At 72.1% G+C, this 26,034-nt stretch carries 23 protein-coding genes; 20 read left to right on the forward strand and 3 right to left on the reverse strand.

Features of this window, described 5'->3' with window-relative positions:
- Positions 1-141 precede the first annotated feature (141 nt).
- The 8 genes from QSK15_RS05620 (at position 142) to QSK15_RS05655 (ending at position 7,709) form a co-directional block, all read left to right on the forward strand.
- A complete protein-coding gene (locus tag QSK15_RS05620; protein ID WP_285793191.1) occupies positions 142-789 on the forward strand; it encodes a G5 domain-containing protein in 648 nt (215 codons plus the stop codon).
- A 323-nt stretch (positions 790-1,112) separates the two neighbouring features.
- On the forward strand, positions 1,113-1,895 hold the full coding sequence (locus QSK15_RS05625; RefSeq protein ID WP_285793192.1) for a type IV toxin-antitoxin system AbiEi family antitoxin: 783 nt from the start codon (positions 1,113-1,115) through the stop codon (positions 1,893-1,895).
- Positions 1,896-2,365: 470 nt separating this feature from the next.
- Positions 2,366-3,031 (forward strand): response regulator transcription factor, encoded by a 666-nt coding sequence (locus tag QSK15_RS05630; protein ID WP_030331573.1) that lies wholly within the window; start codon positions 2,366-2,368, stop codon positions 3,029-3,031.
- Positions 3,028-4,092, forward strand: coding sequence for a sensor histidine kinase (locus QSK15_RS05635; protein ID WP_285793193.1), 1,065 nt, complete (start codon positions 3,028-3,030; stop codon positions 4,090-4,092). Before QSK15_RS05630 ends, QSK15_RS05635 begins: the two co-directional genes overlap by 4 nt.
- A 73-nt stretch (positions 4,093-4,165) precedes the next feature.
- On the forward strand, positions 4,166-5,176 hold the full coding sequence (locus QSK15_RS05640) for a threonine ammonia-lyase (RefSeq protein ID WP_285793194.1): 1,011 nt from the start codon (positions 4,166-4,168) through the stop codon (positions 5,174-5,176).
- Complete coding sequence (locus tag QSK15_RS05645; RefSeq protein WP_285793195.1) at positions 5,173-6,303, forward strand: D-alanine--D-alanine ligase family protein; 1,131 nt, start codon at positions 5,173-5,175, stop codon at positions 6,301-6,303. Before QSK15_RS05640 ends, QSK15_RS05645 begins: the two co-directional genes overlap by 4 nt.
- Positions 6,300-6,977 carry a M15 family metallopeptidase gene (locus QSK15_RS05650; RefSeq protein WP_285793196.1) on the forward strand — a complete coding sequence of 226 codons (678 nt, stop codon included), beginning with the start codon at positions 6,300-6,302 and terminating at the stop codon, positions 6,975-6,977. Before QSK15_RS05645 ends, QSK15_RS05650 begins: the two co-directional genes overlap by 4 nt.
- 57 nt (positions 6,978-7,034) lie before the next feature.
- A complete protein-coding gene (locus tag QSK15_RS05655; protein WP_285793197.1) occupies positions 7,035-7,709 on the forward strand; it encodes an RlpA-like double-psi beta-barrel domain-containing protein in 675 nt (224 codons plus the stop codon).
- Positions 7,710-7,748: 39 nt separating this feature from the next.
- Here QSK15_RS05655 and gabT read toward each other — a convergent pair whose 3' ends face one another.
- Entirely contained in the window at positions 7,749-9,020 is a 1,272-nt protein-coding gene (gabT, locus tag QSK15_RS05660) for a 4-aminobutyrate--2-oxoglutarate transaminase (protein ID WP_285793198.1), read from the reverse strand.
- A 63-nt stretch (positions 9,021-9,083) separates the two neighbouring features.
- Positions 9,084-10,520, reverse strand: coding sequence for a gamma-aminobutyraldehyde dehydrogenase (locus QSK15_RS05665; protein ID WP_285793199.1), 1,437 nt, complete (start codon positions 10,518-10,520; stop codon positions 9,084-9,086).
- 142 nt (positions 10,521-10,662) lie between these two features.
- Between QSK15_RS05665 and QSK15_RS05670 the strand changes: the two genes are divergently transcribed.
- Complete coding sequence (locus tag QSK15_RS05670) at positions 10,663-12,102, forward strand: aldehyde dehydrogenase family protein (protein ID WP_285793200.1); 1,440 nt, start codon at positions 10,663-10,665, stop codon at positions 12,100-12,102.
- 19 nt (positions 12,103-12,121) lie between these two features.
- Here QSK15_RS05670 and QSK15_RS05675 read toward each other — a convergent pair whose 3' ends face one another.
- Positions 12,122-13,363 carry an SUKH-3 domain-containing protein gene (locus tag QSK15_RS05675; RefSeq protein WP_285793201.1) on the reverse strand — a complete coding sequence of 414 codons (1,242 nt, stop codon included), beginning with the start codon at positions 13,361-13,363 and terminating at the stop codon, positions 12,122-12,124.
- A gap of 79 nt (positions 13,364-13,442) precedes the next feature.
- On the opposite strand from QSK15_RS05675, the gene QSK15_RS05680 reads away from it, so the two are divergent.
- The 11 genes from QSK15_RS05680 (at position 13,443) to manA (ending at position 25,790) form a co-directional block, all read left to right on the forward strand.
- The gene (locus QSK15_RS05680; RefSeq protein ID WP_285793202.1) at positions 13,443-13,865 is read left to right on the forward strand and encodes a YbaB/EbfC family nucleoid-associated protein; all 423 of its coding nucleotides are present in this window, start codon (positions 13,443-13,445) and stop codon (positions 13,863-13,865) included.
- Positions 13,862-14,194: a hypothetical protein gene (locus tag QSK15_RS05685; RefSeq protein WP_285793203.1), complete on the forward strand. Its 333-nt coding sequence runs from the start codon at positions 13,862-13,864 to the stop codon at positions 14,192-14,194. Before QSK15_RS05680 ends, QSK15_RS05685 begins: the two co-directional genes overlap by 4 nt.
- 16 nt (positions 14,195-14,210) lie before the next feature.
- Entirely contained in the window at positions 14,211-18,230 is a 4,020-nt protein-coding gene (locus QSK15_RS05690; protein WP_285793204.1) for a toxin glutamine deamidase domain-containing protein, read from the forward strand.
- Positions 18,199-18,489, forward strand: coding sequence for a hypothetical protein (locus QSK15_RS05695; RefSeq protein WP_285793205.1), 291 nt, complete (start codon positions 18,199-18,201; stop codon positions 18,487-18,489). Before QSK15_RS05690 ends, QSK15_RS05695 begins: the two co-directional genes overlap by 32 nt.
- A 135-nt stretch (positions 18,490-18,624) precedes the next feature.
- Entirely contained in the window at positions 18,625-19,311 is a 687-nt protein-coding gene (nfi, locus tag QSK15_RS05700) for a deoxyribonuclease V (RefSeq protein WP_285793206.1), read from the forward strand.
- Positions 19,312-19,599: 288 nt separating this feature from the next.
- On the forward strand, positions 19,600-20,652 hold the full coding sequence (locus QSK15_RS05705) for a hypothetical protein (protein WP_285793207.1): 1,053 nt from the start codon (positions 19,600-19,602) through the stop codon (positions 20,650-20,652).
- Positions 20,653-20,722: 70 nt separating this feature from the next.
- Positions 20,723-22,108, forward strand: coding sequence for a phosphomannomutase/phosphoglucomutase (locus QSK15_RS05710; protein ID WP_285793208.1), 1,386 nt, complete (start codon positions 20,723-20,725; stop codon positions 22,106-22,108).
- 61 nt (positions 22,109-22,169) lie between these two features.
- Complete coding sequence (locus QSK15_RS05715; RefSeq protein WP_030331539.1) at positions 22,170-22,355, forward strand: Trm112 family protein; 186 nt, start codon at positions 22,170-22,172, stop codon at positions 22,353-22,355.
- Positions 22,352-23,548: an SIS domain-containing protein gene (locus QSK15_RS05720; RefSeq protein ID WP_285793209.1), complete on the forward strand. Its 1,197-nt coding sequence runs from the start codon at positions 22,352-22,354 to the stop codon at positions 23,546-23,548. The genes QSK15_RS05715 and QSK15_RS05720 overlap by 4 nt, the downstream gene beginning before the upstream one ends.
- Positions 23,549-23,615: 67 nt before the next feature.
- Positions 23,616-24,623 (forward strand): cation diffusion facilitator family transporter, encoded by a 1,008-nt coding sequence (locus tag QSK15_RS05725; RefSeq protein ID WP_285793210.1) that lies wholly within the window; start codon positions 23,616-23,618, stop codon positions 24,621-24,623.
- Between the two features lie 3 nt (positions 24,624-24,626).
- Entirely contained in the window at positions 24,627-25,790 is a 1,164-nt protein-coding gene (gene manA, locus QSK15_RS05730; RefSeq protein WP_285793211.1) for a mannose-6-phosphate isomerase, class I, read from the forward strand.
- Positions 25,791-26,034 lie beyond the last annotated feature (244 nt).

Consider the following 26,034-nt stretch of genomic DNA (forward strand, 5'->3'; position numbering starts at 1 on the left):
GCGACGACACTCATCGCCGTGACCATGCAACCACCACAGAACCCGGGACCGCCGTACCCACCTTCGTTCGGCCAAGCGCCCCGCCCCAACTGGTTCCGCCGGACCACGCCTGCCGGTCGGGCTGCCGTGATCCTCGGCTCGGTGACCCTGTCGATCCTGTTGCTCTGCTGCACCGGCACCGCCATCGTCAGCGCGTTGACCGGCGAGCCGAAGCCGACCCAGACCGGCACCGCCGCCGAGCAGCCGCAGCAGCCCATCCTGGCGACACCCGGCGAGCCGACCGAGGAGGCGTCATCGGCGGCTGCCACACCCTCCACCGTGCCCTCGTCGGCGCCCCCGTCGGTGGAAGCCAGCCCGAGCAGCGCGGCAGCCGCGCCCGTGGTGCAGGTCACGACAGTGACGGAGCGGGCCACGATCCGGTACGGCGAGCGGACCGTCAAGGACTCGTCACTGGCCCAGGGCAAGCGGGTCGTCCGCACCAAGGGCGTGAACGGCGTACGGACCCTGACCTATGAGGTGACCACCACCGACGGGGTGCCGACGGGCAAGAAGCTCGTCAAGTCCGCGGTGACGAAGCAGCCGGTGACCCAGGTCGTCGCCGTCGGCACCAAGAAGCCGCAGGCGTCGAAGTGTGACCCGAACTACAGCGGCTGCGTCCCGATCGCCAGCGACGTCGACTGCGCCGGTGGCAGTGGCAACGGTCCCGCCTACGTCAGCGGACCGATCGAAGTGATCGGCAACGACATCTACGACCTGGACCGAGACGGCGACGGCACCGCCTGCGACTAACCCCCCACCCCCCACCCCCCACCCCCGTCCCCGTCCCCGCGCCCCGGTCGGGTGGATCATGGAGTTGTGGTGGAAGGAATGTGTTATTCCAAGTCTTTGGTCCACCACCACAACTTCATGATCCACCCAGACGACTGACTCGTCGCATAGCACGTCGGGGACGGCTGCGGTGGTTGTGCACAGGGCGGTTGGTTATCCACAGGACGCTTTGTTGGGGTCGAGGGTGACGATCTGGTGCTGCAGATTTCTGCGGTATGGCAGAGCCTCTGTATCGATACTCGGAGTTACTCGCAGCTGGCCTCAGTCGGGAACAAGTACGCAGGTTGACCGAGCTCTCCCGCCTGCACCGGCTGTCGCGGAGCGTCTACGCGTCCTCGGCCGACGAGGCTGCACGCCTACCGGCGATCTTCCGCCGGCTGCCAGCCAATGCCGTCGTCGGATTTCACACCGGCGCGCAGCTGCACGGCTTCGGTGACGCGCGAAGCCCTAACGTGCACGTGATCGTGCCGGCGGGAGAGAACATCCCGCGTATTCGAGGCGTCGTGACCCATGAGGCGGTGCTGCCGGTGCGTGATCCGGTGCTGCTGGCCGGAGTGCCCTGTGCGCCCGCAGCCAGGTGCGCGGTGGACCTGGCCCGCTCGTTGCGTCGGATGGAAGCGATGCCGGTGCTGGATCTGTGTCTTCGCGTAGGCGCCTGTCGGCCGGAGGAGCTTGGCGTCGAGGTCGCTCGGCACGCCCGTCTGCGTGGAGTCTGTCAAGCGCGCGATCTCGTGCCACGCGCCGATCCTCGGGCAGAGTGCCGGCAGGAGAGCCAGCTGCGCCTGGTGCTGATGGACGGCGGACTGCCCACGCCCGAGCCGCAGATCTGGGTTCGGGACAGCAATGGGATACCCCTCTATCGCCTGGATCTTGGTTATCGGCGACGCCGCGTCGGTGTCGAATACGACGGATCGTCCCATCTGGACCGTGTCCGACTCCGGCATGATCGAGCTCGGACCAACTGGCTCGCCGCCAACGGCTGGCAAATGCGCCACTTCACAGACCAGGACCTTTACCGTCGCCCGACCTATATCGTCCGAACCTTGCTCCCCCTCCTCCACCCGTAGCTGACAGCCGCCCGCCTCACCCACGCCGACCCGCCCCGGGCAGGCACCTGTATCGATCATGAAGTTGTGGTGCCTCGCAAAAGGTGCGAAAAGGTATGCAGCGCCCACCATAATTCCATGATCGACGCGGCTGGGCCGATCGACGCGGCTGGGCCGATCGGCGCGGCTGGGCCGATCGGCGCGGCTCCGCCGGATCGACGCCGAACTCCAGGGCGAGCCACGGGTCAGCCATCGGGCGACCTCCTCGGCCCCCATCGTGACGCAGCTCACCCCCGAGCGCCAACCGCCGTGCTCGTCGGGGACGGACCACGCAGACGACGTGAGCCGGGAACGAAGCCGACATCCGCTGGCTTGCGATGGTTTGCCCGCTGGACACTCCCGTGGAGGATGGCTGCGGCGGGTGCTTACAGAACCCTTAACCCGGGCCTGCGACGGTATGCCGGGCAAGCCGAATGGGGGAGCGGACAAACGTGCGGGTGCTGGTGGCGGACGACGAACGGTTGTTGGCGGACACGGTGGCCGAAGGGCTGCGTCGCCTCTCGATGGCCGTCGACGTCTGCTACGACGGTGACGGTGCGTTGGAGCGGGTCGGGGTGAACCGGTACGACGTCGCGGTGCTCGACCGGGACATGCCGGGGCACACCGGTGACGAGGTGTGTCGCAGCATCGCCGACTCCCAGGTCGGCACCCGGGTCCTGTTGCTCACCGCGGCGGCCGGCATCCGGGACCGGGTGGAGGGGCTCGGCCTCGGCGCGGACGACTACCTCACCAAGCCGTTCGCCTTCGCCGAACTGGTGGCCCGGGTGCAGGCCCTCGGGCGGCGGTCCACGCCGGCGTTGCCACCGGTGCTCTCCCAGGACGGTCTGGCGCTGGACGTGGGCCGGCACGTGGCCACCCGTGACGGCCGCCCGCTCGCGTTGAGCCCGAAGGAGTTCGCGGTGCTGCACGTGCTGCTGCGCGCGGATGGTCAGGTGGTCAGCGCCGAGGAGTTGCTGGAGCAGGCCTGGGACGAGTTCGCCGACCCGTTCACCAACGCCGTACGGGTCACCGTGATGACCCTGCGCAAGAAGCTCGGCGACCCGGCGATCATCCACACCGTTCCGAAGGCCGGCTACCGCATCGGCGGTCCGGCGTGAGCTGGACGCCCCGACGCCGGGTGCTGCTGGTGGGTCTGCTGGCGCTGCTGGCCGGGCCGGTGCTGCCGAGGATGGGCAAGTGGCTGGCGGGGGTGACCTGGATCTGGGGGCAGCAGTTCTGTGACCTGCCGGTGCCCGGACTGAGCACTGTCTGCGCCGACGTGCGACCGACAGCGTTCGCGCTGCCCCTGGCGGCCGTGCTCCTGGTGACCCTGTCCGCGCTGGCGGCGCTCTGGTTCGGCGCGGCGTGGTGCCTGCGCCCGGTCGCCGACCTGGCCGGGCCGATCGGCCACCTCGGCCCGCAGAACCTCGGTCACCGGATCCGGCCCCGGGGCCGCGACGAGCTGGCCCGGCTGTCCCGGGCGATCGACGAGATGATGGAACGCGTCTCCGCCGGGTACGAGGGGCAGCGGCGGTTCGCCGCGAACGCCTCGCACGAGCTGCGTACCCCCCTCGCCGTGCAGCGGACGCTCATCGAGGTCGGTATGGCCCGGGCGCTCAGCGACGAGCAGTTGGAGTTGTTGACCAGCCAGCTGCTGGAGACCAACGAGCGCAACGAACGCCTCATCGAGGGTCTGCTCGCGCTCAGCGAGAGTGACCAGGGCCTGCGCTCGCGGATCCCGCAGCGGCTCGACACGATCGTCGAGGCGGTGCTGGCCGGCTACCGCGACCGCGCCCGGGAGGCCGGGGTCACCGTCGACACCCACCTCGCGCCCCGGATCGTCGTCGGCGAGCGGGTGCTGCTGGAGCGCCTGGTCACCAACCTGGTGGAAAACGGCATCAAGTACAACCGGCCGGGCGGCTCGCTGACCGTCGTGGTGAGCGGCGTGCCCGCACTGTCAGTGGTCAACACCGGTCAACCCGTGCCGGCCGAGGCGGTGGCAGGTCTGTTCGAGCCGTTCCGCCGGCTCGCCCGGGACCGGACCTCGCAGGGCGGCGGGGCCGGCCTGGGCCTGGCCATCGCCCGCTCGATCACCCAGGCGCACGACGGCATCATCGCGGCCCGGCCCGCCGAACACGGCGGCCTGCGGGTCGACGTTCAGCTACCCACAGTGACCTGACACTTCCACCCACCTTCCCGGGGTCCACGTACCGCTGGATCCCGCCCGTGGTGTGCCCGAAAAAGGAGAGACGATGTCACGCACCGTTGGCCAGACCCGGGCCGATGTCGAGGAGGCCAGCCGCTGGCTTGCCGGCCGCGTGGTCCGCACACCAGTGCTGCGGTCCCCGGTGATCGACGAACTCGCCGGGGCCCGGGTCCTGCTCAAGGCGGAGAACCTTCAGCACGGCGGCTCGTACAAGATGCGCGGCGCGCTGCGCGCTGTCGGTCGCCTCGCCGCGGCCGGCCACACCGGGGTGATCGCGCAGAGCACCGGCAACCACGCGGTGGCGGTGGCGTTGGCGGCCCGACAGCACGGGCTCGCGGCGACAGTGGTGCTGCCCGTCGACGCGGCACCGACGAAGGTCGAGCGGGCCCGCGCGGCGGGGGCGCGGGTGGTGTTCGCCGGCACCGCCGTCGAGGAGCGGGTGGCGGTGGCCGACGGGCTCAGCGACGACAGCGGTCACCCCGTCGTCGACGCGTACGACCATCCGGACGTGATTGCCGGGCAGGGCACGGCGAGCCTGGAGCTGATCGAGGACGCCGAGCGCGCGGGGACACCGTTGGACATGCTCGTCGTACCGGTCGGTGGTGGTGGCGGGGTGGCCGGCGGGTGCCTGGCCGCCGCCGGCACCGGCATCGAGGTGTACGGCGTGGAGCCGGTGGGCTGCGACTCGCTCGCCCGCAGTCTGGCGGCGGGTGTTCGCGTGCCGGTCGCACCGGCGCCCACCATCGCGGACGGGCTGCGGCCGTCCTGCGTGGGGGAGCTGCCGTTCGCCATCGTGCGGGACCGGCTGCGCGGCGTCGTCCGGGTCGACGACGACGAGATCGCGGCGGCGTTCCGGCTGATCCTGACGGAACTCAAGGTGCTCGCCGAGCCGTCCGGCGCGGCGGCCCTGGCCGGCGCCCTGCGCCTTGCGCCGGTGAAAGACCGGCAGCGGACGGTCGGCGTGGTGCTGACCGGCGGAAACGTGGAGGCGGCGTTGGTGGCCCGGTTGATGGCACCCCGGTCCGCCGACCTGGCCCGGGAAGGGGCGGCGGCGTGAGCGCGCCAGTTCGGATCGGCATCCTCTTCGGTGGGCCGTCGGCGGAGCACGAGGTGTCGTGTGCGTCCGCGCTCGGGGTGGCCCGGGCGCTTGCCGGTGGCGGCTACCGCACTGTCGCCATCGGTGTCACCCGCGGCGGCGGTTTTCGGCTGATGCCCGACGCGCTGCTGGCCGAGTTGCGCGACCGGCCGGCCGGCGAACGGGCCATCGACGACCAGCTGGTGGTGAGCGGGCCGGCCGTCGAGTTGCGGGCCGGTCCGCGTCCGGGGGTCGTGCAGGTGACCGCCGGTAACGCCCCCCGCGCTGTGCACGCCGAGCTGGACGTGATCTTCCCGGTGCTGCACGGCCCGTACGGGGAGGACGGTGTGGTGCAGGGGCTGCTGGAGTCGCTGAACGTGCCGTACGTGGGGTGCGGCATCCTCGCCTCGGCGGTGGGCATGAACAAGGTGGCGATGAAGCGGGCGCTGCGCGCCGAGGGCATCCCCGTCACCCCGGACGTGGCGTTCGACGCGCACACCTACCGGACTGTCGACGACCCGGAGAAGCTGGTGACCGGGCTGAGCCGGCCGCTCTTCGTCAAGCCGGCCAGCATGGGTTCGTCGATCGGCATCTCCCGGGTCGGCGAGGGCGACGATCTGGCCGCCGCCGTGCGGGAGGCGCTCCGCCACGACCAGGTGGTCATGGTCGAGCAGGGGGTCGCCGGCCGGGAGCTGGAGTGTGCGGTGCTCGGTGGCTGGCGTCCCGAGGCGTCGGCGGTGGGCGAGGTGCGGGTCACCGGCGGCTGGTTCGACTTCCAGCAGAAGTACTTCGGCGACGCCGACCCGATGATCGTCCCCGCCGTGCTGCCGGACGAGGTGACCGCGCGGGTCCGTGAGCTGTCGCTGCGCGCGTTCGCCGCGATCGGCGGTTGGGGGCTGGCCCGGGTCGACTTCTTCTACGCCGAGACGACCGGCGAGCTGTACGTCAACGAGCTGAACACGATGCCCGGCTTCACCGCGCACTCGATGTACCCGAAGGTGTGGGCCGCCGTCGGGGTCAGCTACCGGGAGGTCGTGGACCGTCTCGTCGAGTTGGCCCGGGTCCGGCACGCGGAACGGTCCGCGAGCACGGTGGGGAGCCTCGGATGATCCTGCTCTCCGATCCCCGGGTGGCGGCAGTGCCCAGCGCCGACGACGGCGACGAGTTCGTGGACCTGCGGGAGGTGCCGCAGCTGCGGCTCGACGGTCGGGCGGCCGATCCGGCCGGGGCGTACGCCCGGCTGCGCGCCGGTGTGGTGGACCGCCTGCTCGCCGCGCAGCGTGCCCTGCCCGGTGGGCTGCGCCTGCTGGTGGTCGAGGGGTACCGGCCGTACCGGGCCCAGCTGGCCATCTTCACCGGCTACCGGGACGAGCTGCGCCGACGACACCCGGACTGGTCGCCGGAGCGGCTGCACCGGGAGACCACGAAGTTCGTCTCACCGGTCGAGGTGGCTCCGCACAGCACCGGCGGCGCCGTGGACCTGACGCTCTGCACCGACGACGGAGTGGAGGTGGATCTGGGCACGGCCATCGACGCCACCCCGGAGGACAGCGCCGACGCCTGCTTCACCGACGCCCCGGCGATCGTCGGCACCGCCCGTCGGCACCGGCAGATCATGGTGGACGCGCTGGGCGGCGCGGGAATGGTGAACTACCCGACGGAGTGGTGGCACTGGTCGTACGGCGACCGTTACTGGGCGCTGATCACCGGCGCGCCGTGTACCCGGTACGGGCCGGTTGACCTGGCCGCCGCCCGATCGGTACGCGTGCCGGCTGAACGGTAGGGCGCTGCGGCCCGTACCAGGTGGGTGAAGACACCACCGAGGACGGGAGTGACGGCGATGAGGGTGCAGCGCAGGCACGTGCTGGCGGCGAGCGTGGCGGTGCTCGCCGCGGTGGGTGTGTCGGTGGGGACCAGCTTCGGGTTCGCCGACACGTCCCCGGCCCGGTCGTCGGTCTGCTCCGGCTCGGTCACCTTCTCGGCGGAGGGCGGGGCGCCGGCGGCGACCAGCGACCGGTTCCCGGTGGGTACCCGGCTGCGGGTGACGAACCTGGACAACAACCGGGCGGCCACGGTGACGGTGACCGGCCCGTCGGGCAGTTGTGTGCTCCTCAACGCGGCGGCGATGGAGCTGGTCCGGGAACCGGGGAAGAACGTGATCCGCCGCAACGTGGTGGAACGCGTCGACGGCGCCGCGCCGCCCGCCGGCGCTCCGGCCCCCGGCACGGTCCGCCCCGGCGCGGCGTCGCCCGGCGCGCCGGGCCCGGCACCCCGCTCGGCGTGCACCGGGGCGATCACCTTCTTCGAGGAGGCGGCCGGGCCGGCGGCGACCAGCGGGCAGTTCCCGGTGGGCACCCGGCTGCGGGTGACCAACCTGGACAACAACCGCTCCACCACGGTGACGGTGACGGGCCCGTCGGGCAGTTGCGTGCTGCTCAACGCGGCGGCGATGGAGCAGATCCGCGAGCCGGGCAAGAACCTGGTGCGCCGCAACACCGTCGAGGTGCTGCGCTGACCCCCGGGGTAGGGGCCCGCGCGTCGGGCCCCTACCCGCTCAGCCGAACGCGGCGTCGAGCAGGTCCGCGCCCCGGTTGAGTTGCTCGTCCGAGATCACCAGCGGGGGTAGGAGGCGCAGCACGTTTCCGTACGTGCCACAGGTCAGGGTGAGCAGGCCGGCGGCGTGACAGGCCGCCGAGATCGCCGCGGTGGCGACGGGGTCGGGGGTGAGCGTGCCCGGCAGCACCAGCTCCACGGCGAGCATCGCGCCCCGGCCGCGTACCTCGGCGACCCGTGGGTCCCGCGCGGCGATGGCCCGTAGTCGGGGGAACAGCACCGATTCGATCCGTCGCGCCGCGCCGGCCAGGTCCAGCTCGTGCATGGTCTCGATGGTGGCGAGCGCGGCGGCGCAGGCGAGCGGGTTGCCGCCGTACGTGCCGCCGAGCCCGCCGACGTGCACCGCGTCCATCAGCTCGGCCCGACCGGTCACCGCGGCCAGCGGCAGGCCACCGGCGATGCCCTTGGCCAGTGTCACCAGGTCGGGTTCGACGCCCTCGTGCTGGCAGGCGAACCAGTCACCGGTACGGCAAAAGCCGGTCTGGATCTCGTCGGCGACGAGGACCACCCCGGCCGCCGTCGTCCAGGCACGCAGCGCGGGCAGGAAACCCGGCGCGGGTACGACGAAACCACCCTCACCCTGGATCGGCTCGATGAGCAGCGCGGCGACGTTCTCCGCGCCGACCTGCTTCTCGATCATCTCGACGGCCCGGGCCGCGGCCTCCGCTCCCGATAGCCCACCGTCGCGCAGCGGGTACGACATCGGCACCCGGTAGATCTCCCCGGCGAACGGCCCGAACCGGTGCTTGTACGGCATGTTCTTCGCGGTCAACGCCATGGTCAGGTTGGTCCGGCCGTGGTACGCGTGGTCGAACACCACCACCGCCGGCCGACCGGTGGCGTGTCGGGCCACCTTCACCGCGTTCTCCACCGCCTCCGCACCGGAGTTGAACAACGCCGAACGCTTCTCGAACCCGCCCGGCGTCAGCGCGTTGAGGTGCTCGCACACCGCCACGTACGACTCGTACGGCGCGACCATGAAGCAGGTGTGGGTGAACCGCTCGACCTGCGCGCGGACCGCCTCGACCACCTTCGGGGCGGAGTTGCCGACGCTGGTGACGGCGATGCCAGCGGCGAAGTCGATCCACTCCCGGCCGTCGACGTCGGTGATCGTACCGCCGGAGGCACCGTCCACGTAGGACGTGATGACGCTGCCGACACCCCGGGCCACGGCCGCGCCACGGCGCTTGTGCAACTCCTCAGACGTCGCCACCGCGCCGCTCTTCGTTCGCGACTGCGGGGCTCGCAAACCCGGCTCACTCCTCGCGCTCACCGGTCAGCCCTCGATGTTGTGCATGACGTGCTTGATCCGGGTGTAGTCCTCCAGGCTGTAGACCGACAGGTCCTTGCCGTGCCCGGAGTGCTTGAAGCCACCGTGCGGCATCTCCGAGACGAACGGGATGTGCGTGTTCACCCAGACGCAGCCGAAGTCGAGCCGTCGGGTCATCCGCATGGCCCGGCCGTGGTCCCTGGTCCAGACCGAGGCGGACAGGCCGTAGTCGACGCCGTTGGCCCAGCGCACCGCCTCGTCCTCGTCGGTGAAGCGCTGCACGGTGATGACCGGACCGAACACCTCGTCCTGGATGATCTCGTCGGCCTGCCGCAGCCCGGAGACCACGGTCGGCGCGTAGAAGTAGCCGCGCTCGCCGTGGCGGGACCCACCGGTCTGGATCGCCGCGTGGTCCGGCAGCCGGTCCACGAAACCGCTGACCCGGGCGAGCTGGTTGGCGTTGTTCAGCGGGCCGTAGAGCACGTCCGCGTCGTCCGGCGCGCCGGTCTTCGTGTTGCGGGCCTGCTCGGCGAGCGCCGCCACGAAGTCCTCGTGGATGCCCGGCCCGGCCAGTACCCGGGTGGCCGCCGTGCAGTCCTGCCCGGCGTTGAAGTAGCCGCCCAACGCGATGGCCTCGGCCGCCGCCGCCACGTCCGCGTCGTCGAAGACGACCACCGGGGCCTTGCCGCCCAGCTCCAGGTGGGTCCGCTTGAGATCGGGCACCGCCGCGGCGGCAACCTCCATGCCCGCGCGGGTCGAGCCGGTGATCGACACCAGCTGCGGGGTCGGGTGCGAAACGAGGGTACGACCGGTGTCCCGGTCGCCGCAGACCACGTTGAACACCCCCGGCGGGAAGAACTCGGCGGCGATCTCGGCGAGCAGCAGCGTCGACACCGGAGTGGTGTCCGACGGCTTGAGCACCACGGTGTTGCCGGCCGCGAGCGCCGGGGCGATCTTCCAGACCGCCATCATCAACGGGTAGTTCCACGGCGTGACCTGCGCACAGACACCGATCGGCTCCCGCCGCACGTACGAGGTGTGCCCGGCCAGGTACTCCCCGGCCGAGCGCCCCTCCAGCATCCGGGCGGCACCGGCGAAGAACCGGAACTGGTCCACCGCCGGGGGAAGCTCCTCCTCTGCGGTGAGCTGCCGGGGCTTGCCGGTGTTGCGCACCTCGGCGTCGACCAGTTCGGCGGCGCGCGCCTCCACGGCGTCGGCGAGCTTGAGCAGCGCCCGCTGCCGTTCGGCGGGGGTGACCTCCCGCCAGCTCTCGAACGCGGTGGCGGCGGCGCTCATCGCCGCGTCCACGTCGGCAGCCCCGGAGACCGGGGCCTGGGCGAACACCTCACCCGTGCAGGGGTCGACCAGATCGGCGTAGCCGCCGTCGGCCGGGTCGACGTAGGAGCCGTTGACGAAGTTGCGCAGCTGCTGCTGGTCACTCATGAGGGTTCACTCCGAGGGGGCCGGGGGCGCGGTTCTGCGGCGGTTATCGCAATCTCTCTGCCATCTTCGCTACCGAATTCGCGGCAGACAAGGGTTATCGCGACTGTTTCCGTCGGCTAGTCGCTCGGCTACGCTGCTCGGCGTGGAGCCCGCCCCCTTCTTCGTCGCCTCCCGACCCGCCACCGGCGAGGGTGAGCTGACCGTCCACCACCCGTACGACGGCCGCCCGGTGGGGCGTACCACATTCGCCGCGCCCGACCAGGTCGCCGCCGCCGTCGCCGCCGCGGCCGGGGTGGCCGCGCACGCCGCGGCCCTGCCCGCGCACGCCCGCGCGGCGGCCCTCGACCACGTGTCCCGTCGGCTCACCGAACGCGCTGCCGAGATCGCCGCACTGATCACCGCCGAGAACGGCAAGCCGCTCAAGTGGGCCCGCGCCGAGGTCGGTCGGGCCGTGTCGACCTTCCGGTGGGCCGCCGAGGAGGCCCGACGTTTCTCCGGGGAGCTGCAACGACTCGACACCGACCCGGCTGCCGGTGGGCGGATCGCGCTGGTCCGGCGGGTGCCGAGAGGCCCGGTGCTGGGCATCACGCCGTTCAACTTCCCGCTCAACCTCGTCGCCCACAAGGTGGCGCCGGCCATCGCCGTCGGCGCGCCGATCATCGTGAAGCCCGCGCCCGCGACGCCCCTGACCGCGCTGCTGCTCGGCGAACTGCTGGCCGAGACCGACCTGCCGGCCGGGATGTTCTCGGTGCTGCCGCTGCCCAACGACCGGGCCGCCGAACTGGTCACCGAACCCCGGCTGCCGGTGGTGTCGTTCACCGGTTCCGGTCCGGTCGGCGCGGCCATCCGCCGCGCCGCGCCGCAGAAACACGTGACGCTGGAGTTGGGCGGCAACGCCGCCGCCGTGCTCTGCGCGGACTGGACCTCCGACGAGGACCTGGACTACGCCGCGCAGCGCATCGCGACGTTCGCCAACTATCAGGCCGGCCAGTCGTGCATCGCCGTGCAGCGGGTGTACGTGCACCACGCCCGCTACGCCGACTTCCTGCCCCGGCTGGTGACCGCCGTGCGCGGGCTGCGCACCGGCGACCCCGCCTCCGAGCTGACCGACGTCGGGCCGATGGTGTCCGAAGACGCGGCCCGCCGGGTCGAGAGGTGGGTCGCCGAGGCCGTCGCCGCCGGCGGCACCGTCGAGGTGGGCGGCCTGCGCGCAGGTGCCACCTACCCCCCGACCGTCCTCACCGGCGTCCCGGTGGACGCCAAGGTCGTGGCCGAGGAGGTGTTCGGGCCGGTGCTGGTGGTCGCCCCGGTCACCGACGACCAGGCCGCGTTCGCCGCAGTCAACGACTCGGCGTACGGCTTGCAGGCCGGCGTCTTCACGCGGCGGCTGGACGTGGCCTTCGCCGCCGCCCGCGCGCTGGAGGTGGGCGGGGTGATCGTCGGCGACGTGCCGTCGTACCGCGCCGACCAGATGCCGTACGGCGGGGTGAAGGGCAGCGGTGTCGGTCGGGAAGGGCTGCGCAGCGCGATGGACGACTACACCGAGCCCCGGGTCATGGTGCTGACCGGCATCGCGCTCTAGGAGGCGGCCCGGCGCCGGGCTAGTCGGCCTGCCAGGTGCCGTCGTCGCGCACCCGGGCGGGGGCGCGGCCGAGCAGCAGGGTGGTCAGCGCGGCGTCGACGGTGTCGCCGAGGAACCACTCGCCGGCCTGGTCGAGCGCGAACACCCGGCCGCGCTCGTCCACCGCCAGGATGCTGTCCTGCTGCTCGGTGCCGATCGGGAAGAGGCGCGCGCCGAGCACCGCGCCGAAGTCCGCGAGGGTGTCGGCGGTGTGCGCGATGGCGTGCGGACGAATGTCGAACCGCGAGATCCACACCTGCTCGCCCCGGCCGCGCCGCGCCCCGACCAGACTGGGGAACGCGGTGAGCGCCTCCACTGCGGCGGGAAAGACCTCGTGCCGATGGTTTCGCCCCGGCACCGACGTGACGTCCCGTACGGCGGCGGCAGCCATGATCTGGTCGCCGATGTGTGGTCGCCACCCCGCCGCGACCAGCGCGTTCGCGACCGCCGGGGGAAAACGCCCAGGATCGGGATCCGGTGCCTCCGGCGCGGTCCAGGTTTCGGTGAAGGCGCGGGCCGACTCCGGTAGGACGTTCGCCCGGACCAGGAAGGCGACGCACGAGTCGCAGGGCCGCTCGGCCGGCCCACCAGCGGGATCACCCGGCTCACGGATCCGGAAGATCTCGAAGCGGGCGTTCCCCAGGAGCGCCGCCGCCTCGGCCCTCCCCATCGGAGCGATGCCCTCGGCGGCGCGGCGGTGGTCGTACTCGTGCAGGACGTCGGAGACCACGATCAGCTCGGCGTGAGCCTCCCCGCCGCGGACCAGCTCGCCGGGCGGCAGCTGGGCCAGGTAGTCGCGGACCAGCGGGTGGTGGTTGAGTGGCACGTCGGCCCTCGTGCCCTGGGCCGTCCAGATCCGACCGTCGATGGTCAGGTGCGCGGCGGTGTTCGGGGTGACGCCCCGGCTTATCTCGCGCAGCAGCACTGTCGACGGGTCGACGGTGCGGGGCGCGGTCGGCCCGGCGGGCTGGCTACGCCGGTACATCTCCGCCACCACAGTGCTCGGCACCCGGGGCCAGGTGGTGACAGTGCCGGTCTGCTTGTCGATGACTGTCGTCGGCAGGTCGCCCGGCACCGTGCGCACCTCGCCGGGCACGACGGACGTGATGACGTAACCCAGGTCGAACTCGTCGACCATCGCGCTGCACTCGTGGCCGAGCCGCTGCGAGTCGCGGCGGGCCCAGGTGGCCGCGAGCTGCTCGGCCTGTTGACGGTCGATCACGCATTGAAACTACCGGACTACACGGATCGATGGCAGCCGGTATCGTTTCGCTCTACCGACGGTGACGGGAGGGGCGGCGGTGGAGGCACAGGCGGACCGCGACGTCAATCGCGAGCTACGGGCCCGATTCGACGACATCTATGGGCAGTACCAGCAGCTCAGGTCCGGTTTGGACACCCTTCAGGCGCGGCTCGAAGCGCTGCGGGTGACCCGGCGGTCGGCCGACGGGCAGGTGACGGCGACCGTCGGCGCACAGGGCCAGTTGATCGAGGTCGAGCTGACCACCGCCATCTACCGGGACCGGGACGCCGGGGCGCTCGGCCGAAAAATCACCGAAACGATCCGGGCCGCCGCGGCCGCCGCCGCCGACGCCACCAGCGACCTCGTCGCCGAGAGCATGCCGTCCGGCTCCGGGGCCATGGGCTTCCTCAGGACCGGCGACTACGCCGCGCTGCTCGGTCGGGCCGACGCCGTCCTCGGCAAAGGTGAGGCGACGGCATGACCGACGGGCAGCTCTGGCTCGATCCGTCCCGGGCCCGCCGGGGCGGCGCCGACCTGGCGCTCGTCGGCGAGGCGGTGACGGCTCGTCGTGCGGTGGAAGGGGGCGCTGTCGAGGCCGCCAGCGGTGCCCGGCCGTGGGGGCGCGACGACATCGGCGCCGCCTTCGAGCGCAACTACCGCGGGTTCGAACAGACCGTGCTGCGCGCCTGGGCGGGCATCGGGCACCGGCTCACCGAGCTGGGCGGCGACGTGGTCCAGTCCGTCGACGCGAGCGTGCAGACCGACGCCGCCAACGCCACCCGCCTCGGGCGGGCCGTCGACCGGCGCTGACAACCGGCGATCTGAGATGAGCGTGCTGCCGAGTCCCATCCCGCACCCACTGGACCACGCTCCGTGGGACGTGCCCGGCTGGATCTACGAGGCCCTCGACTGGGTGGTCGGCGTGCAGTGGCCGGAGGGCAACGAGCGGGCCGTGTGGGACGTCGCCGACCAGTGGTACGCGGTCGCCTCCGTGCTCGCCGGGCCGCACGCCGACGCCGCCACGGCCGCCGCCGAGGTGCACAGCGGATACGGCGGTGTCGGAGCCGTCGGCGCGGCGTTCGAGACGGCCTGGCGCAGGCTCGCCGAGGACACCGACGCGCCGCTGCCCGTGCTGCTCGCCGTCACCGCCGACCTGGGCCGACTGGTCGAGGAGTGCGGGTGCGACATCGAGGGCGCCAAGCTGGAAGTCTGGATCGAGCTGGGCATCCTCGTCATCGAGTTGCTCACCGTGGCGGTGGCGGCGGTGCTGACCGCCGGTGCCGCAACCCCGGCCGCCGGCGCGGCGATCACCGCCACCCGGCTGCTGGTTCACCAGATCTTCAAGCGGCTGATGGGCCAACTGGCCAGCAAATCCCTCAAACACGGGCTCAAGGAGGCCGGCGAACGGGCCGCCAAGGAGGTCGCCCGCGGGGGCGCGCGCGGGTTCGCCAAGCGGGCCGCCCGCGAAGGGCTGGAGGAGGCCACCGAGGAGGCCGGGGTCACCCTGGCCACCCAGACGTACCAGAACTCCACCGGGCGGGCCCACGGCCTGGACCTGACCGATCTCGGTGCCTCGGCGGTCGGTGGGCTCGCCGGCGGGGCGGTGGCCCCGCTGGCCGGCCTGGGCCGGCACGCGACCGGGCGGGCGGCGCGAGTCGGGGAGCACCTGGGGCGGGAGATGACCGGCGAGGTGCTCGCCGAGGGGGCGGCGAGCCTGGCCACCGGTCAGGGCCTGACCTCGATGGAGGACGTGGCGCGCGCCGCCGCGTCCGGGGCCACCGGTTCGGCGACCGGCCAGACCGACCACGCGCTACGCGCCCGGCTCGACGCCCAGGCGAGTGCCCTGGCGGGCGCATCGCACGCTGGTCCATCCCTCCCGTCCGTGCTGCCCGGTGCGGAGGATGTGGCCTCTGCGGGGGTGTCCTCCTCCGTGGAGGCCGCGTCCACGGCGGCGGTGCCCTCTGCGGCGGCGGTGCCCTCTGCGGCGGGGGTGCCCTCTGCCGCGGGGGTGCCCTCTTCGGCGGCGGTGCCGTCTTCGGTGGGGGCCGCGTCCTCAGCTGCTGCCAATGGTGTGGCTTCGAGTGGTCCGGTTACGGCTGCCGTCGTACCCGTGCAGGCCACGGCGTCCGTCGACGTGTCGTCGCCGGACCAGTCGGCTGCGCCGACGTCCCCGGGCACCGAGCAGTCGCCGGCGTCACCTGTCACGTCCGGCGGGCAGACGTCGTCACCGCTCCCGGTCGATGTGGTGTCCGAAATGGACGCGTCGGCACGGTCGACCGAGGCAGCGCCGTCCACTGCCGCGCCGATCGAGGCGCACCCGGCCACGGCCGACCCCACGCTCTCCGCGGCGGCTGCGCCAGTTGCCGGCCCTGTCGAATCGAACGGTGGCCCGGCTGCCACCGGTGGGTCCCCGCCGCACCCCGGCAACTCGCCGCACGCCACCACCTCCGGGCCGACCGCCTGGTCTTCGACGACCGGCCCCTCCGCACCGACGCTCACCCCCGGCCTCGCGACGCCCGTCACCTACGGCGTCCAGAGCACCACCAACGCGTCGCCGCCGGTCGCCCCCACCCCGGTGGTGGGGGGTCGATCCGCCGTGCCGCCGCGCGCCCCGACGCGGGAGACACCAGCACCGGTGCGCGCACCCGAGCACCCGGCCCGGGGAAGGGCGTCGGTCCCGGTCGACGTGGCGGCGTTCGGTGCCCCGTCGGTGCCGGATCCCGACCCCGACGACTCGTACGCGGCGCAGTGGGCCGCCGCGGCGGAAGCCGCCGAGCGGCGGCGCTACCAGGACCACTACGAATCACTGCGCATCGGGTTCGAGGCCAACCGCCGGCAGACCGAAGCCGCCCGTCTGCGCACCCGCTCCGTGGAGCACGATCGCCGCACCGTCGAGTACGCCACCTACGCCCGACAACTGCACCAGGCCGGCAACCGGCTCTGGGCCGACGGCTGGCAGCGCGCCGCGAACGAGGAGGCCCGCGCGTACGCCGAATGGCGTGACCTGGCCGACGCGGTGCTGGCCGGCAGCGCCGCCCCGTCGGTGGTGGACATCAGCGCCACCTTCGAGTACGCCAACCGGGACGTGGGCGCGCTCGCGCTCGGCGCGGTGGAGACCGCCGGCCCGTCCGGGCTCACCGGCGACGACGATCCGCCGCCGATCGACGACTCCCGCCCGTACGGGCAGCCCGGAGGACTGCGTCCACCGCTCGCCCTGCACCAGGTCGACGTGGAACGGCAGATGCCCCGCGAACCGGACGGCACCGTGATCCGCACCGCCGACCCCCGGCAGGGCGGCTGGTTCCGGCTCCTCAACGACGGCGGTCCCGCCGCCGACGCCACCCGGGGCATCAACTGCCTGGACTGCACGCTGTCGCTCTTCGAGACCTGGGTGCACGGGCGGCCCCGCGTTTCTGCACCGCGCACCTTCGACGGCTACCTCGACGGCGACATCAGGCGTCCCATCCGTGGCGAGGCGGGCGGCCCCGGCCGGGTCGAAGACGTGACCGGCGGGCGTTTCCAACAACTCGTTGCCCCGACGTCCGGCCAACGAACGGACGCAGCGCAGGCGCGGCAGGCCGCCGACCGGGGCTACCGCAACCTGCACGACCAACTGCTGCTGGGCGGCCACGGCAGCTACTCGTTCCTGGTCACCGAGTGGGCACACGGTGGTTCGCACGCCTGGGTGGCGCTCAACCAGAACGGCACGATTCTCTACGTGGACCCGCAGAACGGCACGGTCCGGGACCGGCCGCTCTACCCCGACGTGGTCGGCATCGACGCGCTGGTGCTGAGCGGGGACGGCCGACCGATGCCGCTCGGCGGCCTGCCCCGGGGCCGGTTCAGCGAACGGCCCGACCTGCCGGATCACCCTCCGACGTACGACGACGGCGGGCACGGCGACCCGTACATCAACCGGATGTACCTGCTCCTCGACGGCCCGGGCTCTTCTGGTGCAGATTTCGACAGGGCAGAGCCACGTGGCGCTACTCGACCAACGCCAAACCTCGCCCAGCTCACTAGCCCTGAACTGGCTGTGCTGACGGAACTCCGGGAGCGTGCTGTGAGCGCTGCAGACCGGGTCGAGAGTGCCTTGGCTCAGATTGGGCAGTACGTGACCGGCGCGCTCGATCTGAGCGACCCAGTCCGCCTACGAAACCGCGAGTTTCGCGTCAAAGGGCTGGAATCGCTGGCTCGGAAGTACCTCGACGAGGCCCGCGTTGCCACGATCGACGTAACGGACTTCGCGGCAAGCGTCAATGACGTCCTGAGGTTCTGCCTCGAACTGCCGTCTGGCATGCACTACAGCAACGCCGTCGACCTGGTCCTTGCCGGCCTGACCGAGGCCGGCTTCTCGGTGCCAACTTCGGCCTGCAAGAACTTCTGGCGTCAGGGAAACCGTTTCTACGGATTGAACTGCACACTCCGATCGCCGGACGGGATGCTGATCGAGTTGCAACTGCACACTTCGGTGTCGCGGGAAGCGTGGCTGGCTACCCATGATGAGTACGAAATTCTGCGGCGCCCGTCGAACAGCCCCGAACGACGAGTCGACGCGCTTCTGCGGATGCTCGGTGCTAACCGGGCTCGCGGCCTGCCGGATGAGTTGCCGGACGGACTCGATCTCCGTTTCCCGGCCAAGGACGCCACCTTCGCCAAGTGGGTCAGCCAGAACATCGACGTATGGCGCGAATACCGCGCCTGGTTGACTCGCCAGGGGGCAAGTCTCGAGCAGGTGGTGCAAGGGCTGGGCTTAGGGTCGCGTGACTTCCCCATAGCGCCGCAGGTCGCCGAAGAGTTGGAGCAGGAGATTGTTGAGCTACTACGTGATCTACCGTACCGATGAGCAGAGCGAGCCGGCTGGCCTCTTCGTCATGGATGTGGGCGTAGGGCAGGCGGTTCTCTGGGATCATCGGGCCCGAGCGTGGGCCTACGACCCTGGCCTTGTAGTCCGTTTCCTCGATGACTATCGGAATGCGGACCGTTACAACAACGTGAGCCGCGCTGACGCTGAGGCGGTGGTTGAAGCAGTTACCGGTGGTGAGAAGTTGCCTGACGAAGGCGCGATCCGCGCCATGTTCGAGGATGGCGGCGGTGATCGCTGAGCATGCGGTACGAGCACGCGGGTGATCGACTCGGGTTTCTTGAAATCGGGGCATCCGGGGCCGGGGGATAGCCCGACTTTCATGATGTCGAGTGGATCATGGCGGGTCGCGCACGCGGCGCGCGCAGAGCCGGCCGTGTATGGCGCTGGGACAGTGGCGCCGGGCAGTGTTGCCGAGGCGGTGGCCGTACAGGAGGAATTGCGGCCGCTGGTGGACCTGGTCGGGCCGGGGCCGAGCGCGCCCGCGACGGTGGCCGGCCTGGACGTCGCGTACGCCGAGGGTGGTGACCTGCTGGCAGCGGCCGTGACGGTCCTGGATGCCCGGACCCTGGCGGTGGTGGACTCCGCTGTCGGCGTGGGGCGACCCGCGTTCGATTACGTCCCGGGGTTGTTCGCGTTCCGTGAGGTGCCCGCGTTGCTCGGTGCGCTCGACCGCCTGACCACCATTCCGGACCTGTTGGTCTGCGACGGGCACGGGCTGGCCCATCCGCGCCGGTTCGGGCTCGCGTGCCACCTCGGGGTGGTCACCGGGTTGCCCGCGATCGGGGTGGGGAAGACGCCGCTGGTCGGGACGTGGGATCCGCCGTCCGCCGAGCGGGGTTCCTGGTCGTCGTTGCGGGACGGTGGTGACGTCGTCGGTCGGGTGCTGCGGACCCGGGACGGGGTGAAGCCGGTCTTCGTCAGCGTCGGGCATCGGATGAGCCTGGAGAACGCGACAGCGCAGGTGCTGGCGTTGACCCCGCGCTACCGCCTGCCGGAGACCACCCGCACCGCCGACCGACTGTGCCGCGACGCCCTCGCCGAGGCGGAGCGGGCCCGCTGACGCCGGGAGCAGCCCCTGCCCCGCCGAGGCGGAGCGGGCCCGCTGACGCCGGGAGCAGCCCGGCCTGTCGGGGCGGAGCGCGCAGGCGGACGCAGAGGCAGGCCACCGGGCCGGAGCGGGCCGGCTGGCGCCCGGAGCGGCGGGCTGATCGGCTGGTCAGCCGAGCCGGCGGGGCGGGCGCTAAACCGTAACGCCGCACACATCCGGGCCGCTCTATGACCGATGGGGTGGGCCGGCCGGTAGTAGCCTGACCTGCGGACCCCACCCGGGGAGGACGGCGAGGTGATCATGACAGTGCGTCGACGCGTGGCACGGCTGGCGACGGTCTGCGGTCTGGCAGGCGGCCTGGTGCTGCTCGGTGCGTCGCCGGCGCTGGCCGACGAGGACTCGGTCCGGGTGGGCGCGGCCAGCAGCTTCGCCGCTGGTGGTTCCGCACAGGGGGTGAACGTCGCGGTGCGCAAGCGCACCGACGGGTGCGTCCTGCTGCGTACCGCGCTGGGCTTCACCATGGAGGGTCTTCAGCCGAGCCAGGTGAAGGTCCAGGTCAGCGCGGACGGGCGTTGGTTGCCCGTGGCCGTCACCGGAGGCGGCGGCAACGTGTCGACCGTGCAGACGTCGCCAGCGAAGCCGAGGCTGTGCAAGGGCAAGGGCATCACGGTGCGCTACCGGGTGGCGTTCGCTGCGGGTACGCCGGGCGGCCGGCTCGTGGTCACCGGTGCGGGCATCAGCGCGGCCGGCCAGACGTTGGGTCACGCCACCGACGCGGCGCGGCTGACCGGCGCGCGGGTCACCCCGTCGCCGACTCCGTCGCGGTCGACGAAGCCGACGCCCACCCCGAGCCCGTCTGAGGTCGCGACCGTCGACGAGGCGGTGAACCCGGCGGCGTTGTCCAGCGCACCGAACACCAGGGCGACCGCCGCCGAATCGTCCGGAGGAGGTTCACCAGTGATGTTCATCGGCATTGTGTTGGTGGCAGTCGGACTACTGCTCATCGTGCTGCTGATCCGTCGCTCGCGGCAGGACCGGAAGCCGTCCGACGACGGGCCAGCCATCCTGCCGGGCAACCCCGGCGGCACCACCTACCGCGCCGGTGGCGGGTTGCCGGCCGCGCCCGGTCGCCCCGGTCAGGTGTACGGCCAGCAGCCGCCGGCCGCCGGTTGGGGTGCGGTGCCCGCACCGCGTCCCGCTACCGGCGGGGTCTACGGTGCCCGGCCGGAGACCCCTGCGCCCCCGGAGGCGACGCAGCCGATGCCGGGCCGGCCCGACGGTCGGCCGTTGCCCGGTGACCCGCCCACCGACGGCGGCGGCCACACCGCGTTCATACCCCGGCTCCCCGGCTGAGCGGAGTACGACCCGCCCCCTCCGTTAGGCTCAGGATCGGTGTCTAACCTGCGGCCAAGGAGTGGAACACGTGTCTGATCTGTCCCAGATCGTGAAGGCGTACGACGTCCGCGGGACGGTGCCGGACCAGTGGGACGAGCGGGTCGCCGAGGCACTGGGAGCCGCGTTCACCCAACTGCTCAATTCCACCGACGAGCCGGGCGACGCAGTGGTCGTCGGGTACGACATGCGGGGCACCTCGCCCGGCCTGGCAGCCGCCTTCGCCACCGGCGTACGCGCCGAGGGGCGCTCGGTGATCGAGATCGGTCTCGCCTCCACCGACCTGCTCTACTACGCGTCCGGCTCGCTCGACCTGCCCGGCGCGATGTTCACGGCCAGCCACAACCCCGCGCAGTACAACGGCATCAAGATGTGCCGCTCCGGTGCCCGCCCGATCGGCCAGGAGAGCGGTCTGGCTGAGATCCGGGACCGGGCCCAGGCCATGCTGGACTCGGGCGACGCCCGTCCCGCCGGTGCGCCGACCCGGCCCGCCGAGCGGCGCGACCTGCTTCCCGACTACGCCGGCTACCTGCGCAAGCTGGTAGACCTCTCGGGCATCCGCCCGTTGAAGGTGGTCGTCGACGCCGGCAACGGCATGGGTGGCTTCACCGTTCCGACAGTGCTGGGTGACGCGGCCCTGTCGCCGCTGCCGCTGGAGATCGTGCCGCTCTACTTCGAGCTGGACGGCACCTTCCCCAATCACGAGGCCAACCCACTGGACCCGGCGAACCTGGTCGACCTGCAGCGTGCGGTGGTCGAGCACGGGGCCGACATCGGCCTGGCCTTCGACGGCGACGCCGACCGGTGTTTCGTGATCGACGAGCGCGGCGAGCCGGTCTCACCGTCGGCGATCACCGCACTCGTCGCGGCCCGGGAGCTGGCCAAGCACCCCGGTTCCACGGTGATCCACGGTCTGATCACCTCCAGCGCGGTTGCGGAGATCATCCGCGAGCACGGCGGGAAGCCGGTCGTCGCCCGGGTCGGGCACTCCTTCATCAAGGCGGAGATGGCCCGCACCAACGCCGTGTTCGGCGGCGAGCACTCCGCGCACTACTACTTCCGGGACTTCTGGTTCGCCGACACCGGGATGCTGGCGGCGATGCACACGTTGGCGGCGCTGGGCGAGCAGTCGTTGCCGCTGTCCGTGTTGGCGGGTGAGTACGAGCGCTACGTCGCCTCCGGCGAGATCAACTCGACGGTGGCCGACCAGGCGGCCGCGGTGGCCGAGGTGCGCGCCGCGTACCCCGACGCGGTGGCCGACGAGATGGACGGGCTCACCCTGCGTTTCCCCGACGGCGCCTGGTTCAATCTGCGCGCCTCCAACACGGAGCCGCTGCTGCGGCTCAACGTCGAGGCGCCGACCCGGGATCGGATGGTCTCGCTCCGGGACGACGTGCTCGACCGCGTTCGCCGATAAGATCGCCTGCGCCGGTCGGCACCGCCGCCGGTCAAGCCGCACACGTGGAAGGAGCCGTGCCATGGCCCTGGATCCGCAGTTGCTCGAGATCCTTGCCTGTCCGGACACGCACCACGCCCCGCTCAGCTATGACGCCGAGGCGCAGACGTTGACCTGCACGGAGTGCGGTCGGATCTTCGAGGTCCGCGACGACGTGCCGGTGCTGCTGCTCGACGAGGCGCGCGGCGGCCCCGGGCAGCCGTCATGATCGACGGTACGGCCGGGGTCAGCGGACGCCGCGACGCCGACGAGGCCCTGCTCGACAACGCGCAGGCGTTGGCCGAGGCCGACCCCGGCGGCATGCTCCGGCACACGGCGTCGGCCGGTGCGCAGGTTCGGGAGAGCGCCGCGCTGGCGGCCGAGGCGAACCTTGCCGTGCTCGCCGACGACGGGCGGCCCCGAGCCGTCGTGATCGCCGGCATCGGCACGGCGGGGCGTACCGGGGACGTGCTGGCCACTGTCGCCGGGCCCCGCTGCCCGGTCCCGATCATCGGGCACCGCTCCGCGGGCGTACCCGGCTGGGTGGGCGCTGCCGACGTGGTGATCGCGGTGAGCGCGTCCGGACGGAGCCCGGAGGCGCTCGGCGCCGCCGAGGCGGCCCACCGCCGCGGTGCCCGACTCGTCGCCGTGGGTGCTCCCGACTCGCGGTTGCAGTCGATCGCCGAGCAGGCCCGGGCGCCGTTCATCCCGGTGCCCCGGCGTGCCCCGGCCCGGGCCAGCCTCTGGGCGCTCACCGTGCCGGTCCTGCTCGCCGCCCGTTCCCTCGGGCTCGTGAAGGTCAACGAGGCGGACCTGGCGGAGACCGCGGCCCGGCTCGACGCGGACGCGGACCGCTGCCGGTCCGCCGCCGAGTTCTTCGTCAACCCGGCGAAGTCACTGGCGCTGGGTCTGGCCGGCTCGATCCCGATCGTGTGGGGTTCGTCCCCGCTGGCCACGGTGGCGGCCCGCCGGTTCGGCGACACCCTGTCGGCCAACGCCCGCTACCCGGTGGTCACCGGGGCGCTGGGTGAGGCCGGGCGGGGTCGCGTCGGGCTGCTCGACGGCGTCTTCGGCGGCCTGGCCGAGGGGGAGCGGGACATCTTCGCCGACCCGGCCGAGGACGACGGCGAGGGCACCCGGCTGCGGCTGGTGCTGCTGCGTGACGGCGGGCTCAACGCCGAGGACGACACCGACGAGCCGCTCGCCGTGGAGGAGCGCCGTGCGGACGCGGTGCAGACCCTCGCGGAGCGTCGTGGCGTGCGCTGCGACGTGGTGACCGCCGAGGGCGGTTCCGCCCTGGAGCGGCTGGCGTCGCTGATCGCCGTCCCGGATTTCGCCTCGATCTACCTTGCGCTGGCCCACGGGCTGGACCCGATGGCCGTTCCAGCCATCACCGAGATGAAGGAGCTGTCGAACCAGTGAACGAACGTAGGGGGCGGCGCGCCATGCGCGGACCGGTCGGCTTCGCGCGGCGAAGCGGAGCGGTGGCATGAGCGCCAACGGGGGGACGAAGGCGATCGTCGCCGCCCTGCTGGCCAACGTCGGCATCGCCGTCACCAAGTTCATTGCGTTCCTGCTCTCCGGCTCGTCGTCGATGCTGGCCGAGGCGGTCCACTCGGTCGCCGACTCCGGCAACCAGGGCCTCCTGCTGCTCGGCGGCAAGCGGGCGAAGCGGGCGGCAACCCCGGAACACCCATTCGGGTACGGCCGGGAGCGCTACATCTACGCGTTCATCGTGTCCATCGTGCTGTTCAGCATCGGTGGCCTGTTCGCCCTGTACGAGGCGTACCACAAGTGGCACGACCCGCACGGCATCGACTCCTGGCAGTGGCTGCCGGTGACAGTGCTGGTGGTGGCGATCGTGATGGAGTCGTTCTCCTTCCGGACCGCCATCAAGGAGTCCAACCACATCCGGGGCAACCAGTCCTGGGTGCGGTTCATCCGCCGGGCCAAGGCGCCGGAGCTGCCGGTCGTCCTGCTGGAGGACTTCGGCGCGCTGATCGGTCTGGTGTTCGCCCTGTTCGGCGTCACCATGACCCTGATCACCGGTAACGGCGAGTGGGATGCCGCCGGCACCGCGATGATCGGCATCCTGCTGGTCGTGATCGCGGTCGTGCTGGCCATCGAGACGAAGAGCCTGCTGCTCGGTGAGGGCGCCGAGGCGTCCGAGCTGGCCGCCATCGAGCGGGCCGTCACCGACGGCCCCGAGGTGGAGCGGATCATCCACATGAAGACGCTCTACCTGGGCCCGGAAGAGCTGATGGTGGCCGCGAAGATCGCCGTTCCGAAGTGGGAGAACGCCCACGACCTGGCGCGTGGCATCAACGCCGTGGAGGCGAGGATCCGGGCCGCGGTGCCGATCGCCCGGGTGATCTATCTGGAGCCGGACGTCTACAGCGTCGCTGCCGCCAAGGCCGGGACCGGTGCCGCCGCCGACACCGCCGTGCCGCAGCCAGAGGACGCGTCGGGCGAGGCGGCCGGGCGGCCCGGGGGCTGACGGGTGGAGCCACTGTACGGGCCGATCCGGGACTACGCCTGGGGTTCGCGCTCGGCCATCGCTCTCCTTCAGGGGCGGTCGGTGCCGAGCGCGGGCCCGGAGGCGGAGCTGTGGCTGGGGGCGCACCCGGGCGCCCCGGCCCGCGTGGATCGCGCCGGTCAGCGGGTGAGCCTCTGTGATCTGGTGCGGGACGAGCCAGGTCAGTGGCTCGGTCAGCGGGTGTCCGAGCGGTTCGGCACTCGGTTGCCGTTCCTGCTCAAGGTGCTCGCGGCCGACGCACCGCTGAGCCTGCAGGCCCACCCGGACGCCGAGCAGGCGCGGGCCGGCTTCGCGGCGGAGGCGGGGCGTCCCGACGGGCAGCGCAACTACGTCGACCCGCACCACAAGCCGGAGTTGTTGGTCGCGCTCACCCCGTTCGAGGCGCTGTGTGGGTTCCGTGATCCGGCGGAGTCGGCCGAGGCGCTCGCCGCGTTCGGCGTACCGGCGTTGGCGCCGGTGGTCGCCGCGTTGCGGGCCGGGCCGGGAGGGCTGCGGACGGCGGTGCGGACGCTGCTCGGCTGGCCGGTCGCCCAGCGTCACGAGCTGCTGGCCGCCGTGGTGGCGGCTCCGGCCGACGGCCCGGACGCGGAGCTGGTCCGCCGGCTGGCCACGGCGTACCCGGGGGATCCGGGCGCGCTGGTCGCGTTGCTGCTGCACCACGTGCGGCTGGTGGCGGGGGAGGGGATCTGGATGCCCGCCGGCAACCTGCACGCCTACCTGAGCGGCTGCGGAGTGGAAATCATGGCGGCCAGCGACAATGTGTTGCGCGGGGGCCTGACGCCGAAGCGGGTGGACGTCGACGAGTTGTTGCGGGTGTTGCGCTTCGAGGTGCTCGACGATCCGGTGCGGGCCCCGGAGACGGTCGGTCCGGGCGTGGACTGGTGGCCGGTCCCGGTGGACGATTTCGCGCTGCACCGGGTGCGGGTCGACGCGGCGGTGCGCTCGGTGTCGCTGCCGCTGCCGGGCCCCCGGGTGGTGCTCTGTGCTGGCGGCTCGATCACCGTGGACGACGGGGCCGGCGCGTTGACGCTGGTCTCCGGTGAGGCCGCGATCGGTACGGCATCCGATGCGCCGCTGCGGATCGACGGCGCCGGTATGGCGTACGTGGCGACGTCCGGGCTGCGCTGACCGCTCGCCGGGCGACGACACAAGTCCGACTTTCCCGGAATAGCTTGACGTGATCCTGGCTGAGTGTGACTCTATGAGTACGCAGCGTTATCGCGACGACGGTCCGAGAACGTGCGGGGGAAACCAAACCGGGGGGATGCACGGGGCGGGCGGGAGATGGCGGGAAGGTCCGTCCATCACCGACCGCCCCGTGCGCTGTCCGCGGACCGTGCCTGAGGCCCGTCGCCGACGCGCGTAAGGTGGA

Origin of the sequence: Micromonospora sp. NBRC 107095 (genome assembly GCF_030269705.1) — a bacterium.
GTDB lineage: Bacteria > Actinomycetota > Actinomycetes > Mycobacteriales > Micromonosporaceae > Micromonospora > Micromonospora parva.

Coding starts and splice junctions, on each gene's coding strand:
- QSK15_RS05640 (WP_285793194.1), top strand. CDS start 4,166: ATGTCACGCACCGTTGGCCAGACCCGGGCCGATGTCGAGGAGGCCAGC.
- QSK15_RS05650 (WP_285793196.1), top strand. CDS start 6,300: ATGATCCTGCTCTCCGATCCCCGGGTGGCGGCAGTGCCCAGCGCCGAC.
- QSK15_RS05655 (WP_285793197.1), top strand. CDS start 7,035: ATGAGGGTGCAGCGCAGGCACGTGCTGGCGGCGAGCGTGGCGGTGCTC.
- QSK15_RS05665 (WP_285793199.1), bottom strand. CDS start 10,520: ATGAGTGACCAGCAGCAGCTGCGCAACTTCGTCAACGGCTCCTACGTC.
- QSK15_RS05685 (WP_285793203.1), top strand. CDS start 13,862: ATGACCGACGGGCAGCTCTGGCTCGATCCGTCCCGGGCCCGCCGGGGC.
- QSK15_RS05690 (WP_285793204.1), top strand. CDS start 14,211: ATGAGCGTGCTGCCGAGTCCCATCCCGCACCCACTGGACCACGCTCCG.
- QSK15_RS05705 (WP_285793207.1), top strand. CDS start 19,600: ATGACAGTGCGTCGACGCGTGGCACGGCTGGCGACGGTCTGCGGTCTG.
- QSK15_RS05715 (WP_030331539.1), top strand. CDS start 22,170: ATGGCCCTGGATCCGCAGTTGCTCGAGATCCTTGCCTGTCCGGACACG.
- QSK15_RS05720 (WP_285793209.1), top strand. CDS start 22,352: ATGATCGACGGTACGGCCGGGGTCAGCGGACGCCGCGACGCCGACGAG.
- QSK15_RS05725 (WP_285793210.1), top strand. CDS start 23,616: ATGAGCGCCAACGGGGGGACGAAGGCGATCGTCGCCGCCCTGCTGGCC.